The sequence below is a fragment of the Streptomyces albiaxialis genome, assembly GCF_039530985.1.
GTDB lineage: Bacteria > Actinomycetota > Actinomycetes > Streptomycetales > Streptomycetaceae > Streptomyces > Streptomyces albiaxialis.
Genome location: NZ_BAAAPE010000012.1, coordinates 18346 through 34214, shown reverse-complemented (window position 1 = coordinate 34214; position 15869 = coordinate 18346). Strand labels below are relative to the sequence as shown.

13 protein-coding genes are annotated in these 15869 nt (G+C 71.8%); 9 read left to right on the top strand and 4 right to left on the bottom strand.

All coding sequences use genetic code 11. The features are described from left to right. Positions 1–256 precede the first annotated feature (256 nt). Positions 257–1705, bottom strand: coding sequence for an arylsulfotransferase family protein (locus ABD343_RS22450; protein ID WP_344531008.1), 1449 nt, complete (start codon positions 1703–1705; stop codon positions 257–259). A 113-nt stretch (positions 1706–1818) separates the two neighbouring features. On the opposite strand from ABD343_RS22450, the gene ABD343_RS22445 reads away from it, so the two are divergent. The 9 genes from ABD343_RS22445 to ABD343_RS22405 all read left to right on the top strand — a co-directional run bounded on the left by ABD343_RS22445 (position 1819) and on the right by ABD343_RS22405 (position 11775). Further along, the gene (locus tag ABD343_RS22445) at positions 1819–2361 is read left to right on the top strand and encodes an orotate phosphoribosyltransferase (RefSeq protein ID WP_344531006.1); all 543 of its coding nucleotides are present in this window, start codon (positions 1819–1821) and stop codon (positions 2359–2361) included. Between the two features lie 154 nt (positions 2362–2515). Next, positions 2516–3547 carry a class II fructose-bisphosphate aldolase gene (gene fbaA, locus ABD343_RS22440; RefSeq protein ID WP_344531004.1) on the top strand — a complete coding sequence of 344 codons (1032 nt, stop codon included), beginning with the start codon at positions 2516–2518 and terminating at the stop codon, positions 3545–3547. A 123-nt stretch (positions 3548–3670) separates the two neighbouring features. Next, the gene (gene malX / locus ABD343_RS22435) at positions 3671–5287 is read left to right on the top strand and encodes a maltose/glucose-specific PTS transporter subunit IIBC (RefSeq protein WP_344531002.1); all 1617 of its coding nucleotides are present in this window, start codon (positions 3671–3673) and stop codon (positions 5285–5287) included. Continuing rightward, entirely contained in the window at positions 5287–6444 is a 1158-nt protein-coding gene (locus tag ABD343_RS22430; RefSeq protein WP_344531000.1) for a MalY/PatB family protein, read from the top strand. The genes malX and ABD343_RS22430 overlap by 1 nt, the downstream gene beginning before the upstream one ends. Before the next feature lie 221 nt (positions 6445–6665). Continuing rightward, entirely contained in the window at positions 6666–7079 is a 414-nt protein-coding gene (locus ABD343_RS22425) for a DUF3151 domain-containing protein (protein ID WP_344530998.1), read from the top strand. Between the two features lie 178 nt (positions 7080–7257). Continuing rightward, positions 7258–8094, top strand: a complete 837-nt coding sequence (locus ABD343_RS22420; protein WP_344530997.1) for a tryptophan 2,3-dioxygenase family protein — start codon at positions 7258–7260, stop codon at positions 8092–8094. Positions 8095–8448: 354 nt separating this feature from the next. Continuing rightward, positions 8449–9675, top strand: a complete 1227-nt coding sequence (locus ABD343_RS22415) for a kynureninase (RefSeq protein WP_344530995.1) — start codon at positions 8449–8451, stop codon at positions 9673–9675. A gap of 14 nt (positions 9676–9689) precedes the next feature. Beyond that, complete coding sequence (locus tag ABD343_RS22410; RefSeq protein ID WP_344531311.1) at positions 9690–10403, top strand: alpha/beta hydrolase family protein; 714 nt, start codon at positions 9690–9692, stop codon at positions 10401–10403. Positions 10404–10497: 94 nt separating this feature from the next. Then, a complete protein-coding gene (locus tag ABD343_RS22405) occupies positions 10498–11775 on the top strand; it encodes an MFS transporter (RefSeq protein WP_344531310.1) in 1278 nt (425 codons plus the stop codon). Between the two features lie 60 nt (positions 11776–11835). On the opposite strand, the gene ABD343_RS22400 is transcribed toward ABD343_RS22405, so the two are convergent. The 3 genes from ABD343_RS22400 to ABD343_RS22390 form a co-directional block, all read right to left on the bottom strand. Further along, positions 11836–12147: a hypothetical protein gene (locus ABD343_RS22400; protein WP_344530993.1), complete on the bottom strand. Its 312-nt coding sequence runs from the start codon at positions 12145–12147 to the stop codon at positions 11836–11838. Positions 12148–12356: 209 nt separating this feature from the next. After that, positions 12357–14264, bottom strand: coding sequence for a Uma2 family endonuclease (locus ABD343_RS22395; RefSeq protein ID WP_344530991.1), 1908 nt, complete (start codon positions 14262–14264; stop codon positions 12357–12359). Between the two features lie 86 nt (positions 14265–14350). After that, entirely contained in the window at positions 14351–15634 is a 1284-nt protein-coding gene (locus tag ABD343_RS22390) for an adenylosuccinate synthase (protein WP_344530989.1), read from the bottom strand. Positions 15635–15869 lie beyond the last annotated feature (235 nt).

Sequence of the window (15869 nt, the reverse complement as noted above, 5' to 3'; positions counted from 1 at the left end):
TGGGAAGTCTGCCACTGGGGGTACCCCCTGCTCGAAGAGCTTGGGGGAGCAGGGTTGGCAAGCGCAGCCCCCTTCGCCGGGTGCCCCGGCACAAGAGCCGGGTTCGGGGTGCCCCGGGCTGTGGTTCGCGGGGCGCGCGAGCGTCGTGGCTGGTCGCGCAGTTCCCCGCGCCCCTTAGCTCTTCCGCGAAGCTTGGGCAGTCTGCGCCAGGGGCGCAGGGTGGGCAAGGGCAGCCCCCCATGCCGGGTGAGCTGGCTCAGTGCCTTGTGACCGTGCGGGCCCGCAGTTCTTCGCCCTTCGCATCAACGGCGACGACCCGGACCTTCTTCGTGCCCTCCGGGACCGTCGTGCGGGTCTCGAAGCCCATTCGCTCGACTTCTTTCACGGTCTTGCCCCCGGCAACAACGCGCCAGCGCCGTACCTCCGTGGAGCCGTTCCAGCTCATCGCCACACGGTCGCCCCGGAGAACCGCCGAGGGCTTCGAGGACGGCGTGCCCTTCCAGTCCGCGCGCTGCGCCCGGTACGTGAGGTAGTTCTCGGGGAACGCCCCGGCCCAGACCGGGGCCTCGCCCTGGAACTCGGCGATCTCGCCCGTGTTGCCGTAGCTGACGAGCTGGTTGCCGTTCGCCATCTCGTTGCTGGAGCCGACGTACGAGCCGTACTGCGGCGGGTCCGGCTGGAGGTCGCGCGTGAGGGTGGCCTTCTTCGCGGCCTCGTCCAGGGTGTAGACGGCGCCGCGCGACCGCTGGGGATTCGCGAGGTTGCCGTTGTCGAAGACGGAGATGCGGGGGGCACCTCCCGGGCCGCCAGGCCCAGGGGGAGCGTCCTTCAGCCGCCGCGCGTCGTGCTGGAAGCTGAACGCGTCACCGAGGCTCGGCAGCGCGAAGTCGCTGTTCTCGCCGCCCAGCCGCCACTTGATCTTCCCGTCGGCCGTGTCGATCTTGTAGACGGTGCTGCTGTGCCGCGCGCTGGCGAGGAGCGTGCCGTCCTTCTCGTAGGCGAGCGAGTTGAAGTGGACGTAGTCGACGTCCTTCTCGTCGAGCCGGACCTGGGTCTCGGTCAGCGGGATGTGATCGAGCGCGCTCCACTCGAAGGTGACCTCGCCGGTCTCGATGTCCTGCTCCTGGACGACCGCGTCGGTGACGGTCGCGTCCTTCGGCCCGCCGTACTCGCTGAGGTCCTTCTTCACGGGGTGGTAGCTGAGCAGCAGCACCCGCTTGCCGTCGGGGCTGATCTGGAAGTCGTGCGGGTCGGTCGTGTAGCCCTTCACCGCGAACTCGGCGACCTGCTGGTACGAGCTGTCCAGCAGCACGTACTTCCCGTCGTTCTCCGACGTCGCCGTGAAGACGCTCAGGACGGGCTTGCCCTTGTACGTGGCCGCCTTGAGGTCGGCGTACTTGCCGTCCTTCCAGTAGATCAACTGGCCGCTGTTGTCGTAGATCCCGATGCCGCCCTGCGCCGTGGTGCCCGGCGTGGTGAGCAGGGGGCGCGGGTCCTCCTTGCCGGTGCGGATGGTGGAGAGCGCGGGCGCCTCGGCGGCGAGGCCGGGGCGGGAGAGGAAGGTCTCGTGCGTCTTCTCGGGGCGGGGCGCGCGGGACGGCCCCTCGTCGTCGGCGGCGCTCGCGCCGTCGACCAGCGCGAGCGGTACGAGTAACGCGGCGGCACCCAGAGCGGTCAGGGCCGTCGGCGTCGTACGTCTTCTCATGGGGACCTCCATGGTGGGGGTGAGGCCGGTGAGGGGCGGATCGTAGGACGTGGCCGTGCGAGGCGGAAGGCATGTGGGTGAGCGTCCCCGCACACCGCATAAGCTCGGGACCCATGAGCGATGACGTGCGCAGTGAGCTGCTGCGGCAGATCAAGGACAAGGCCGTGGTGCACGGCCGGGTGACCCTCTCCTCCGGCGCGGAGGCCGATTTCTACATCGACCTGCGCCGCATCACGCTGGACGGCGAGTCCGCTCCGCTCACCGGCCAGGTGATGCTGGACGCCACGGCGCATCTGGAGTACGACGCGGTGGGCGGGCTGACGCTCGGCGCCGACCCGGTCGCGACCTCGATGCTGCACGCCGCCGCCGCGCGCGGCAGGAAGCTCGACGCGTTCGTGGTGCGCAAGACCGGCAAGGCGCACGGCCTCCAGCGCCGCATCGAGGGCCCGGACATCGCGGGCCGCCGGGTGCTGATCGTCGAGGACACGTCCACGACGGGCAATTCGCCGCTCACCGCCGTGGAGGCGGCGCGCGAGGCGGGCGCCGAGGTCGTCGCGGTGGCGACGATCGTCGAGCGCGGCGCGGCCCCCGCGATGGAGCGTGCCGGAGTCCCGTACGTACATGCGTTCGATCTCGGTGACTTGGGGCTCGACTGAGACTCCGGCCGGTTTCACGTGAAACCACCCAGAGTCCCCTCTCGTGAACTTGTGAAACCCCGGGGCTGGAGCATTCGACCCTGTCTGGAAAGATGGGGCCGACGATGACGTCGAGCCGGTACCCGGACGAACCACACACCCAAGGAGCGGTCTGATGCCCATCGCAACCCCCGAGGTCTACGCCGAGATGCTCGACCGGGCGAAGGCAGGCACGTTCGCCTACCCCGCCATCAACGTCACCTCGTCGCAGACCCTGCACGCCGCGCTCCGCGGCTTCGCCGAGGCGGAGAGCGACGGCATCGTTCAGATCTCCACGGGCGGCGCGGAGTTCCTGGGCGGCCAGTACAGCAAGGACATGGTCACGGGCGCGGTCGCGCTGGCCGAGTTCGCGCACATCGTCGCGAAGAAGTACCCGGTCAACATCGCCCTGCACACGGACCACTGCCCGAAGGACAAGCTCGACGGGTACGTGCGCCCGCTGATCGCCCTCTCCCAGGAGCGCGTGAACCGCGGCGAGAACCCGCTGTTCCAGTCCCACATGTGGGACGGCTCCGCCGAGACGCTCAAGGACAACCTGGAGATCGGCCAGGAGCTGCTGGCCGCCGCCGCTGCCGCCAAGATCATTCTTGAGGTCGAGATCACCCCGACCGGCGGCGAGGAGGACGGCGTCACCCACGAGATCAACGACGAGCTGTACACCACGGTCGAGGACGCGATCCGCACCGCCGAGGCCCTGGGCCTGGGCGACAAGGGCCGCTACCTGCTGGCCGCCTCGTTCGGCAACGTCCACGGTGTCTACAAGCCGGGCAACGTCGTGCTCCGTCCCGAGCTGCTGAAGGACCTCCAGGAGGGCGTGGCCGCGAAGTTCGGTAAGCCCGCCGGCGCGCAGCCGTTCGACTTCGTCTTCCACGGCGGCTCCGGCTCCACGGAGGAGGAGATCGCCACCGCGCTGGACAACGGCGTCGTGAAGATGAACCTCGACACCGACACCCAGTACGCCTTCACCCGTCCCGTCGCGGACCACATGTTCAGCAACTACGACGGCGTTCTGAAGATCGACGGCGAGGTCGGCAACAAGAAGGTCTACGACCCGCGGAGCTGGGGCAAGGCCGCCGAGAAGGGCATGGCCGAGCGCGTGCTGACCGCGTGCGCGAACCTGCGCTCGACGGGCACGAAGCTCAAGTAACCGCGTCCGTCCGTCACCTGGTGTGAGGGCCTGGTTCCCGCCCGTGGAACCAGGCCCTCCGCTATGAATTCGTAACTCGTTGCCCCCTGCACATCCTGATGTCAGGACATGCAGACTGGCCCGATGACGAGCGCGCGGACACAGCGGATACGGCAGGCCAAGTCCTCCCTCTGGGAGTTCTTCCAGGGCCTCGGCAAGACGTTCATGCTCCCCGTCGCCCTGCTGGCGTTCTGCGGCATCATGCTCGGCATCGGCTCCTCGCTCTCCAGCGAGGCCGTCACGGACAACCTGACCTTCCTCCAGGGCCAGGGCTTCCATGTCGTCTTCACATGGATGGCCAACACGGGGCAGGTCGCCTTCACCTTCCTGCCCGTCCTCTTCGCGATGGCCATCCCGCTCGGCCTCGCCCGCGAGGACAAGGGCGTCGCGGCCTTCTCCGGCTTCGTCGGCTACGTCGCGATGAACCTCGCGGTGAACTTCTTCCTCACCACCAAGGGCGTCGACCTGGAGGACAAGAAGGAGATCGCCCACTACGGGATCGCCGACGTGCTCGGCATCCAGTCCATCGACACCGGGCTGCTGGGCGCCGTCGCCGTCGGCATCGTCGTGGCCTGGCTGCACGGCCGCTTCCGCACCCAGCGGATGCCGGACGCGCTCGCGTTCTTCGGCGGGCTCCGCTTCGTGCCGATCATCTCGGCGCTGGTGCTGAGCGCCGCGGGGCTGCTCATCCCGCTCGTCTGGCCGACGTTCAACGGCTGGATCAAGGACATCGGCGAGGCCATCGGGCACGCCGGGGTCTTCGGCCCGTTCTTCTTCGGCATGGGCGAGGTCCTGCTGCGCCCGGTCGGGCTGCACCACGTCCTCGTCGCGATGTTCCGCTTCACCGACGTCGGCGGCTCGGGCGCGGTCTGCGGCGAGCACGTCTCCGGCGCCCTCAACATGTTCTACGCCCAGATCAACTGCGACGCCGCGCCGAACGGCGACGTCACCAGCGCCACCCACTTCCTCTCCCAGGGCAAGATGGCCGCCTACCTCGGCGGGCTGCCCGGCGCCGCGCTCGCGATGTACCACTGCGCGCGGCGCGCGATGCGGCCCGAGATCAAGGCGCTGCTCGTCTCCGGCGTCGTCGCCTGCGTGGTCGGCGGCATCACCGAACCGCTGGAATTCCTCTTCCTGTTCATCGCGCCCTGGCTCTACCTGATCCACGCCGTCCTCGTCGGCCTCGGCTTCCTCACGGCCGCCGTCCTCGGCGTCTTCATCGGCAACACCGACGGCAACGTCATCGACTGGCTCGTCTTCGGCGTCCTCCAGGGCAGCACCACCAAGTGGTATCTGGTCCCGGTGATCGCGGCCGTCTGGTTCGCCGCGTACTACTTCCTCTTCCGCTGGGCGATCCGCCGCTTCGACCTGAAGACGCCGGGGCGGGACGAGCCGGAGGAGGACGCGGCCGAGGCCGAGACCGCTCCCGCCGAACCCGTCGCCCTGGTGGCCGGGAAGTACGATCCCGTCGCGATCCTCGAAGCGCTCGGCGGCCCCGCCAACATCCGCACCCTCGACAACTGCATCACCCGCCTCCGCCTCACCGTGGACGACGCCGAACAGCTCGACGAGGCCCGGCTGAAGAAGCTCGGCGCCGTCGGCGTCGTCAAGCTCGACGCCAACACCGCGCAGGTCGTCATCGGGCCCCAGGTGCAGCAGGTGAAGGACGCGATCGACGCGCTGCTCCCGGCGGCGGACTGATGGGCGGGGGCTACGACTTCGACCGTACGGTCGACCGGCACGGCACCTGGTGCACACAGTGGGACTACGTCGAGGACCGCTTCGGCGTCCCGGACCTGCTGCCGTTCACGATCTCCGACATGGACTTCGAGACCGCGCCCGAGGTCCTGGCCGCGCTCCGCGCCCGCCTCGGCCACGGAGTCCTCGGCTACTCCCGGTGGCGGCACGACGACTTCCTGTCGGCCGTGACGGGATGGTTCGCGCACCGGTACGACGCGGACGTGGACCCCGGCTCGGTCGTCTACGGCCCCTCGGTGGTCTACCAGGTCTCGCAGCTCCTGCGGCTGTGGTCGGAGCCGGGCGACGGGGTGGTGGTGCACACCCCGTCGTACGACGCGTTCCCGAAGGTGCTGGCGGCGCACGGCCGCGAGCTGCGCGGCTGCCCCCTCGGGGACGACGCGGAGCTGGAACGGCTGCTGGCCCTGCCCGACACCTCCGTGCTGCTGCTGTGCTCGCCGCACAACCCGACCGGGCATGTGTGGCGGCGCGAGGAGCTGGAGCGCATGGCCGCGCTCTGCACGCGGTACGGCGTCGCGGTGATCAGCGACGAGATCCACGCGGACCTCGCCCACCCGCCGTACGTCCACCGGCCGTGGACGCTGCACGGGGCGCCCGGCGGGCGCTGGGCCGTGCTGACCTCCGCGTCGAAGTCGTTCAACATCCCCGCGCTGACCGGCAGCTACGGGATCGTCGGTGACCCGGAGTCACGGGACGCCTACCTGCGGGCGCTGAAGGAGGCCGACGGGCTCTCCTCCCCGGCCGTGCTCTCGCTCGTCGCCCACATCGCCGCGTACCGCGAGGGCGGGCCCTGGCTCGACGCGCTCCGCGCGTACGTCCACGGCAACCTGCGCATGGTCGCCGACCGCCTGGAGTCCGCCTTCCCCGGCCTGGCCTTCGTCCCGCCGGAGGCGGGCTACCTGGCCTGGATCGACGTCCGCGCCCTCGGCGTCGCGGACGACGCGCTCCAGCGCGACCTGATCGAGCGCGAGCGCGTCGCGATCATGCCGGGTACGACGTACGGTGCGCCGGGCTTCGTCCGCCTCAACGTGGGCTGCCCCCGCACGAAGGCCGAGGCCGGCGTGACCGCCCTGGTCCACTCACTCGGCAGACTCGCCTGACCAGAGACTGCCCCGTGGGGGCGCTCCGCGCCCGGAAGCAGCCCCGAAGGGGCGCTTCAGGGGCGCGGGGAACTGCGCGACGAGCCACGACGCACGTGCGGCCCGCAGCGGGACGGCAAGGGGCAGCCCCTGCCCGGGGGCGGGCGCCGGGCACCCCGGAGCGGGGGGCGAGCCATGATCCGGCTGACACCCCCGTGGTAGCGAGCGGCACACTTGGGGGTATGTCCATTCACGAGAACCTCCTGGGGGGACCGCCCCCCACCCATCTCCCCGACGACCCCGAGCCGCGTGAGCTGCTGGCGGCGGGCACGGACCCCGCCGAGGTCGCCGCGCGGTACCCGGCGTCCTCGCTGGCGTGGGCGCAGCTCGCCGACGACGCGTTCCAGGCGGGCCGCACCGTCGAGTCGTACGCGTACGCCCGTACCGGCTACCACCGGGGCCTCGACGCGCTGCGCCGCAGTGGCTGGAAGGGGCACGGCCCCGTGCCGTTCGAGCACGAGCCGAACCGCGGCTTCCTGCGTGCCCTGCACGCCCTCGCGCGCGCCGCGGGGGAGATCGGGGAGGACGAGGAGCACGAGCGCTGCACCCAGTTCCTGAAGGACAGCTCGCCGACCGCGGCCGCCACCCTGTCCTGATCCCCGCCCTGATCACGTCCTGATCACCGGGGCATATGCCGAAGGCCCGCTTGCCGCCGCGAGCGGGCCTCGCGCATCATCGCTGTGGGCCCCCATGAGGGCCCGAGGGGACCGGGGCTCCGACGCCGTCAGGAAGGAGCGGACCGCTACCCGGTAGCTCACGTCGATGGAGACAGCGATGTCGCACGACTCCGATGTCCAGCCCGCCCAGGCGCCGAATCTGGACTTCGCAGGCACCACCCCCTACGAGGACTACGTACAGGCGGACGTCCTCACCCACCTCCAGCACCCCCTCTCCAGCGATCCCGGAGAGATGGCCTTCCTGGTCACCACCCAGGTCATGGAGCTGTGGTTCACCGTGATCGTGCACGAGTGGCACACGGCGGCCGAGGCCCTGCGGGACGACGACCCGCACACCGCGCTCGCCGCGCTCAAGCGCTCGACGTACGAGATGCAGTCGCTCAACGCGTCCTGGGAGCCGCTCGCCCACCTGACACCCGTCCAGTTCAACTCGTACCGGAGCGCGCTCGGCGAGGGCTCCGGCTTCCAGTCGGCGATGTACCGGCGCATGGAGTTCCTGCTCGGCGAGAAGTCCGCGTCGATGCTCGTCCCGCACCGGGGCGCGCCCCGCGTCCACGCCGAGCTGGAGAAGGCGCTGCACGAGCCGAGCCTCTACGACGAGGCGCTGCGCTATCTCGCCCGGCAGGGCGCGGAGATACCCGAGCATGTGCTGCGCCGCGACGTCTCGCAGCGGTACGAGCCGGATCCGGCGGTCGAGGCAGCGTGGGTGGCGATCTACACCGGGGACTCCGAGGGTGTCCTGCACCGTCTCGGCGAGGGACTCACCGAGGTCGCCGAGCTGGTGTGGCGATGGCGCAGCGACCACCTGGTCGCGACGCGCCGCGCGATGGGCGCCAAGACCGGCACGGGCGGCTCCGCCGGGGTCGCCTGGCTGGAGAAGCGCGCCGCCAAGCAGGTGTTCCCGGAGCTGTGGACGGCCCGCAGCCATGTCTGACCGCACCGCACCTATGCGCTGCGCCCCCTCCGACCCCGCCGCCCCTCGGGGCTGCAACCCGTCTGCCCGGCCATGTGCATCGCAGCCCGCGCCTGCGTCGTGGCTGATCGCGCAGTTCCCCGCGCCCCTGACGGGGCACCTCCCGCACCCGGAACCGCTGCGCTGCGCGCGCTCGCGCCCGCGTGGCGGAGCCGCACGTGGACACAGTCCCGCGCCCCTGACGGGGCACTCCCTGACGGGGCACGTTCGCTTCTCCCTGCTGCGCTTGGGAGGTCTGCGCAAGGCGCAGGGCTGGCAAGCGCAGGCCCCCATGCCGGGGCGGCATGGTTCGCCGGACCAGCGGAAGGGGCTGATGTGACCACAGAGCATGAACTCGTACGAGAGGCTCAGGAAAGGGACGGCGCCGATCCGCTCGCGGCGAAGCGGGGCGCGTTCGAGGTCGACGACGGCACCGTCTATCTCGACGGCAACTCCCTGGGCGCACTGCCCAAGAGCGTGGGCGCGAGGCTCGCGCACGTCGTCACCCACGAGTGGGGCGAACTCCGCATCCGCTCCTGGGAGGAGTCCGGCTGGTGGACGGCGCCGGAGCGGATCGGCGACCGGATCGCCCCTCTCGTCGGCGCGGCCGAGGGCCAGATCGTCGTCGGCGACTCCACCAGCGTCAACGTCTTCAAGGCGGTCGTCGCGGCCCTCCGCCTCGCCGCCGCCGACGACCCGGCCCGTACCGAACTCCTCGTGGACGAGGCGACGTTCCCCACGGACGGGTACCTCGCGGAGTCCGCCGCGAGAATGACCGGCGCCACCCTCACCGCGCTGCCCGCAGCCGCGATGCCGGACGCGCTGGGCCCGGCGACGGCGGCCCTGCTCGTCAACCACGTCGACTACCGCACCGGCGAGTTGAACGACCTGCCCGGTATCACCGCGGCGGCCCGCGCCGCGGGCGCCCGCACCGTGTGGGACCTGTGCCACAGCGCGGGCGCCCTCCCCGTCGGGCTCGACGCGCACGGCGTGGACCTCGCCGTGGGCTGCACGTACAAGTTCCTCAACGGGGGGCCGGGTTCGCCCGCGTACCTCTACGTACGGCGCGGCCTCCAGCCCCGCTTCGACTCGCCGCTGCCCGGCTGGACGGGGCACGCCGACCCGTTCGCGATGGCGCCCGCCTACGTCCCGGCGGACGGCGCGACGCGGGGCCGGGTCGGCACGCCGGACATCCTCTCCATGGCCGCGCTCGAAGAGGCGCTGACCGTGTGGGAGGGCGTGGACATCGACGCCGTCCGCGCCAAGTCCCTCGCGCTCGGCGACTTCTTCCTGCGCTGCGTGCGTACGTACGTCCCGGAGGGCGCCGTCACCCCGCTCACCCCCGTGGAGCACGGGCGGCGCGGCAGCCAGGTCTCGCTGCTGTGCGAACCGGCCGACGCGGCGGGCCCGGTGATGGACGCGCTCGTCAAGCGCGGCGTGGTCGGGGATTTCCGTCGTCCCGGCGTACTCCGCTTCGGCATCACCCCGCTCTACACTGCGTTCAGGGACGTGGAGCGAGCCGCACGCGTCCTGGGGGAGATTCTGCGTGACACGCTCACTTAAGGCGGGGGGCCATGATGAGCGACGCTGAGGAAAAGGCACTGCTGACCCTGGAGCCGGTGCGCCCGGAGGCCGTGGAGCGGTACGGACCGCACCCGTCCCAGGTCGTCGACGTGTACGGGGCGGAGGCCACGGGCCCGAGGATCGCGCTGCTGCACGGGGGTTACTGGCGGGAGGCGTGGGACCGCACGCACCTCTCGCCGTTCGCCGCCGCGCTCGCGGGGCGCGGGATGCGCGTGGACCTGATCGAGTACCGCCGGGTGGGCGGGGGCGGCGGCTGGCCCACGACCGTCGAGGACGTCGACGCCGCGCTCGAACACCTCGGCACGCCCCCGAGCGTGCTGCTCGGCCACTCCGCGGGCGGGCACCTCGCGCTGTGGGCGGCGTCCAGGCGGGAGCGCGCGGCGGGCCGCGCGGTCGTGGTCGCGCCCGTCGCCGATCTGGCGCTGGCGCACGAGCAGCGGCTCAGCGACGGGGCCGTCGCCGAGTTCCTGGGCGGCGAGGAGCAGGTGTCCTCGCTGATGTGGGACGCGGACCCGATGCGGCTGCTGCCGCGGATCCCCGTCGAGATCCTGCACGGCACGGCGGACACGGACGTCCCGATCGAGCAGTCCCGGCGGTACTGCAACAACTGGGGCGGCAGGCTCCATCTGCTGCCCGGTGTCGGCCACTTCGCGCCCTTCACGCCTCGCACCCCGGCGTTCGAGGTGCTGGTCACAGCGCTGAAGTAGCGCCGCGCACTCCCGTACGCCCCCGTGGGCCACGGCTCGCGGGGGCGTACGGGGGTAGGGCGGCGGCATGCGCAAAACGAACAAACCCCCCACCCTGCTGCGCCTGGCCTCGGCGTCCCTCGTGGGCACGGCCATCGAGTTCTACGACTTCTTCATCTACGGGACGGCCGCCGCGCTCGTCCTCGGGCCGCTCTTCTTCCCGACGTTCTCGCCGCTGGCCGGCACCCTCGCGGCGTTCGGCACCTTCGGCGTCGGCTTCGTCGCCCGGCCGCTCGGCTCGGTCGTCTTCGGTCACATCGGCGACCGTTACGGACGCCGCCCGGTCCTCTTCGCCTCGCTCGTCCTCACCGGCGCGGCGACGGTCGCGGTCGGCTGCGTGCCGACGTACGCGACGCTCGGCATCGCCGCGCCCGCGCTGCTGCTCGTGCTGCGCTTCCTCCAGGGGCTCGGCCTCGGCGGCGAGTGGGGCGGGGCCGTGCTGCTGACGGCCGAGCACGCGCCGCCCCACCGCAGGGGCCTGTGGGCGAGCTTTCCGCAGATCGGCCCGTCGGTGGGCTTCCTGCTGGCCAACGGCGTGACGCTGGCCCTGTCCGCCGCGCTGACGGACGCCCAGTTCGCCTCGTGGGGCTGGCGGGTGCCGTTCTGGGCGGCGGGCCTGCTGGCCGTGGCCGGGCTGCTGCTGCGGACCTCGGTCGCGGAGACCCCGGAGTTCACCGCGCTGGCCGAGTCGGACACCCGCGCCGGGGCGCCGCTCGCGGAGGTCGCGCGCCGCCACTGGCGCCTGGTGCTGCTGACGGCGGGCGCGCTGGCCACGGGGTACGCGGTCTTCTACGCGGTGACCACCTGGTCCCTCGCCTACGGGACGGAACGGCTGGGCGTGAGCCGTACCGTCATGCTCGCCTGCGTCATGGCGGCCGTCGCGCTCAAGGGCGCGGCGACCCCGCTGGTCGCGCTGCTCGGCGACCGCTACGGACGGCGGCCGCTGTGCCTGGCGGGCTGCGCGGCGAGCGCGCTGTGGATGTTCCCGATGGCGGGACTGCTGCACACGGCCGAGCCGGTGTGGATGGTCACGGGCTTCGTCGGCGCGATGCTGGCGTTCGTCACGATGTTCGCGGTGGTCGCGGGCTATCTGCCGGAACTGTACGAGCCCCGGGTGCGCTGCACGGGCGCCGCCGTCGGCTACAACCTCGCGGGCGTGCTGGGCGGCGCGCTCACCCCGCTCGTCGCGACGGCGCTGACGGACGGCGCGGGCGAGGGCCCGCCGTGGGGCGTGGCCGCGTATCTGACGGTGCTGGCGCTGTTCAGCCTGGGCTGCTTCGCGCTGCTCCCGGACACCCGGCCGGAGCCGAGGACCGCCTCGGTCCCGGCATAGCCGCGCGCCCGGCCCCGCTGTGCGGGCGGGGCCGGGCGCGTGAGTGGCGCGTGCTGCGGGTCAGCCGAAGTACATGCCGCCGGTGCGGGCGCCGCTGTGGTCGTTGCTGACGTTGCCGACGACGTTGGTCGACTCGCTCTCGAACTCCGAGGAGACCGAGGAGTCGTTGTCGCTGCGCTCCGAGATACGCGTGATCATCGCGTCCTCGTAGTTGTCGATGTAGTCCTTGATGGTGGCGATGCGGCTCTTGCTGTTGCCGTCGTGGCCGGGGCCGTCGTTGCCGTTGTTGCCCCAGGCGAAGGCGCTGCCGGCCGAGCCGAGGACGGCGGCGGCGGCGAGGGCGGCGGCAGCGGTGGCGGTACGGAATCGCATGTGTGGTGCTCCTTGCTCGTCGAGGCACTCGGGAGGGAGTGCGCCCTTGCGAGGCCAACCATTCCCACGATCTGATCGGATGTGATCGTGAATAGTCCGTAAGTGGTGGGATTTAGCCCGGCCGGGGGCACGAGGGGCACTGGCAGACTCCTGCACATGAGTGACGCGCGGCCCCGGGGTCGCTGACAGCCCGTCAGACCGACGGGTCGTCAGGCGTCGCGCAGGCCGGTGATCCAGCGGAGGTAGCGGACCGTGTAGGGGGTCAGCGCGGGTCCGGCCCGGGTGATCTCGGCGTTCAGGGCGGCCCGTTCGGACGGGGGCAGCGCCGCCACCAGCGCGCCCGCGTCGCGCGGGGTCCAGCGGCGGACGACCGTACGGGCGTGGGGGCCGGTGTCCGGGTCGTGGGCCTGGCGGAGGGCCACGCGCAGCGGTGCGAGACCGCCGCGTGCGTCGAGCAGCCGCAGCGCGTACCGCCGCGCACGCGGCTCCCGCCCCGGCGCGGCCCGCGCCACGAGCACGGCCTCCGGCAGCGACCCCGCCTCGGGCAGCAGCGCCTCGACGGCACGCCGGACCACGCCCGGCGACGGATCGTCCAGCAGCGGCAGCACCCGCGCCACGGACACGCCCCCGAGCGCCCGCAGCGCCCCGACGGCGGCGCCGCGTACGGCGGGACGCGGATCGTCCAGGCAGGCCAGTACCACGGGGACGTCCTCCGCGCCTCCGCACTCCCCGAGCCCCGCGACGGCGCTCGGCGGGGCGGCCGGGTGCTCCAGCGCCTCGCGGTAGTGCGGGAGCGGGTCCTCGCCCGCCTGCCGTACCGCCCACTGCGCGCACGCGCGGACGTGGGACGAGCGGTCGTCGAGCCAACCCCTCGCCCGGCCCGGTTCGCCGTGCCGCCGCAGCGCCGTGACGGCCACGGCCCGTACGCGCGCGCCCCGTGCGGTGAGGAGCCGGTCGAGGACGTCCGGGGGCACGGGCGCCCCGGCCCGGAGCGCCGCCTCGGCGCACCGCACCTGGACGAGGACGTCGGGGTCGCGGAGCGCCCCCTCGGCGAACCGTTCCGTCGGCAGGCCCCACCGCTCCTCGGCCCGCCGCCAGGCCCAGCGGCGGACCTCGCGCGCGGAGTGCCGCAGCGCGGCCTCCCGTACCCCGGGGTCCTCGTCGAGCCGGGCCGCCAGCAGCTCCGCCGCGTACCCGCCGTGCCGCCGGCCCGCGAGCCGCAGCACCACGTGCGCGACGGCGGCCAGCTCCCCGGCCCCGCTCCGGTCCAGCACCTCCCGCGCCGCCTCCCGCACGGGCCCGGCCCAGTCGGCGCAGCGCACGACGACGAGCGGCAGCAGCGCGCGGGGCACCCCGGGCCCGCGCAGGGCGGCTTCCCGGACCCGCCCGTTCCCGTGGCAGAGCGCGAGGGCGGGGTCCTCGGGCCGCGCGGGGAGCCGGTACGTGTCACGGCGTACGGCCTCGTCATGGGCGACCCACTCCCTGGCGGGCGCCTCCGGTGCGGGGTGCGGAGATCCTCGGTGCGGCATGCCCGCAGCGTAGGCGCCTTCAGCGCGCCCATTCCTTGAGCTGCTCGGTTTCCAGGGTGATGCCGACGGGGTCGGGCAGCTCGACGTTCTTCCCGAACGGGATACGCGCCATGCGCTCGTACGCACTCCGTCCGGTTCGCTGTGAACGATGACCTCACCGGCGTCCCGGTCGATCAGCAGATAGACGGGGATGAGGGCCTCGGCGTAGGCCCGCGGCTTCTCGACACGGTCCTGCTTGTCGGTGTCGGCGTCGTACGAGGTGACCTCGGCGACCAGGAGGACGCTGTCGGGGTCGGCCCAGGGGCCCTGTTCGACGAGAGACTTCGCGGGTGTCAGCGCTCCGTCGGGACGTGCCCTCGCCCTGCGGAGTCCACCCACCTTGACCCGTGGGGCCGACTGGAGCCACAGCTCCGGGCGAGCCCGCAGGAAGCGCCTGGTCAACCACGCGAGGATGGTGCTGCGATTCCCGTCCGGGGCGGCCTTCTCCGTGATGCGGCCGTCGAGGAACTCCAGGGTGACGGTCTCAGGGGCCCTGGAGGCGATCTCTTCGAAGTCCTCGACCCGCATGTGAGACGTGCGCTCGTCCATGGAGCGAGCGTGTGGCTGGTGGGCGGCGCCCGGACACGATTCGGCCCCAGGTCACCCGGAAGGGTGCCCGGGGCCGAACGCGCGGGTCACAGGAAGGAGTTGACCTCGATCGTCTCGTCGCGGCCCGGGCCGACGCCGATCGCGGAGATCGGAGCCCCTGACATGTCCTCCAGGGCCTTCACGTAGGCCTTGGCGTTGGGCGGGAGGTCGTCGAAGGTCTTGGCCTTCGTGATGTCCTCGGTCCAGCCCGGCAGGTACTCGTAGACCGGCTTCGCGTGGTGGAAGTCGCTCTGGTTGTAGGGGAGTTCCTCGACGCGCCGCCCGTCGATCTCGTACGCCACGCAGACCGGGATGCGCTCCCAGCCCGTCAGCACGTCGAGCTTGGTGAGGAAGAAGTCCGTGAGGCCGTTGACGCGCGTCGCGTAGCGCGCGATGACCGCGTCGAACCAGCCGCAGCGGCGGTTGCGGCCCGTCGTGACGCCGAACTCGCCGCCGATGGTGCGCAGCGCCTCGCCGTCCTCGTCGAACAGTTCGGTCGGGAAGGGGCCGGCGCCGACCCGCGTCGTGTAGGCCTTGAGGATGCCGATGACGCGGCTGATCTTCGTCGGCCCGACGCCCGAGCCCGTGCAGGCGCCGCCCGCGGTCGGGTTCGAGGAGGTCACGAAGGGATACGTGCCGTGGTCGACGTCGAGCAGCGTGCCCTGGCCGCCCTCGAAGAGGACGACCTTGTTCTCGTCGATCGCGTTGTTGAGGATCAGGGTGGTGTCGGCGACGTACCCCTTGATCTGGTCGGCGTAGCCCAGCAGCTCCTCGACGACCTGCTCGGCGACGATCGCGCGCCGGTTGTAGAGCTTGGCGAGGACCTGGTTCTTGAAGTCGAGCGCGGCCTCGACCTTCTGCAGCAGGATCGACTCGTCGAAGAGGTCCTGGACGCGGATGCCGACGCGGTTGATCTTGTCAGCGTAGGACGGGCCGATGCCGCGCCCCGTGGTGCCGATCTTGCGCTTCCCGAGGAAGCGTTCCGTCACCTTGTCGAGCGTCTCGTGATACGGCGTGATCAGGTGCGCGTTACCGCTGACCAGGAGTTTGGAGGTGTCGACGCCGCGCTCGTTCAGTCCGCTCAGCTCGGAGAGCAGGACCTGCGGGTCGACGACGACACCGTTGCCGATGACCGGGGTGCACCCCGGGGAGAGGATTCCGGAAGGGAGGAGATGGAGCGCGTACTTCTGGTCGCCTACGACGACCGTGTGACCGGCGTTGTTGCCGCCCTGGTAGCGCACCACGTAGTCCACGGACCCACCGAGCAGGTCGGTGGCCTTTCCCTTGCCTTCGTCACCCCACTGAGCACCGAGCAGCACGAGTGCGGGCACAGGCGTACACCCCTTCCGGGCGGGGCATGTCCCACGTGCATGGCGCTTTTCGCCATCGCAAGAGCCGCGGACCGGTGCCCCAGATAGAGGAAGCCCCTGGCGCAACAGCGACAGGGGCTCTTGCACCGAGAGATTACCGAACAATTCTCTCGGGTGACGAACAGGGAGTCCCCGCGGCGAACGTGTGTGCGACTTGTGCGCGACGTGCCGCAGCCGCCGTTTCCGATGAGGAAGG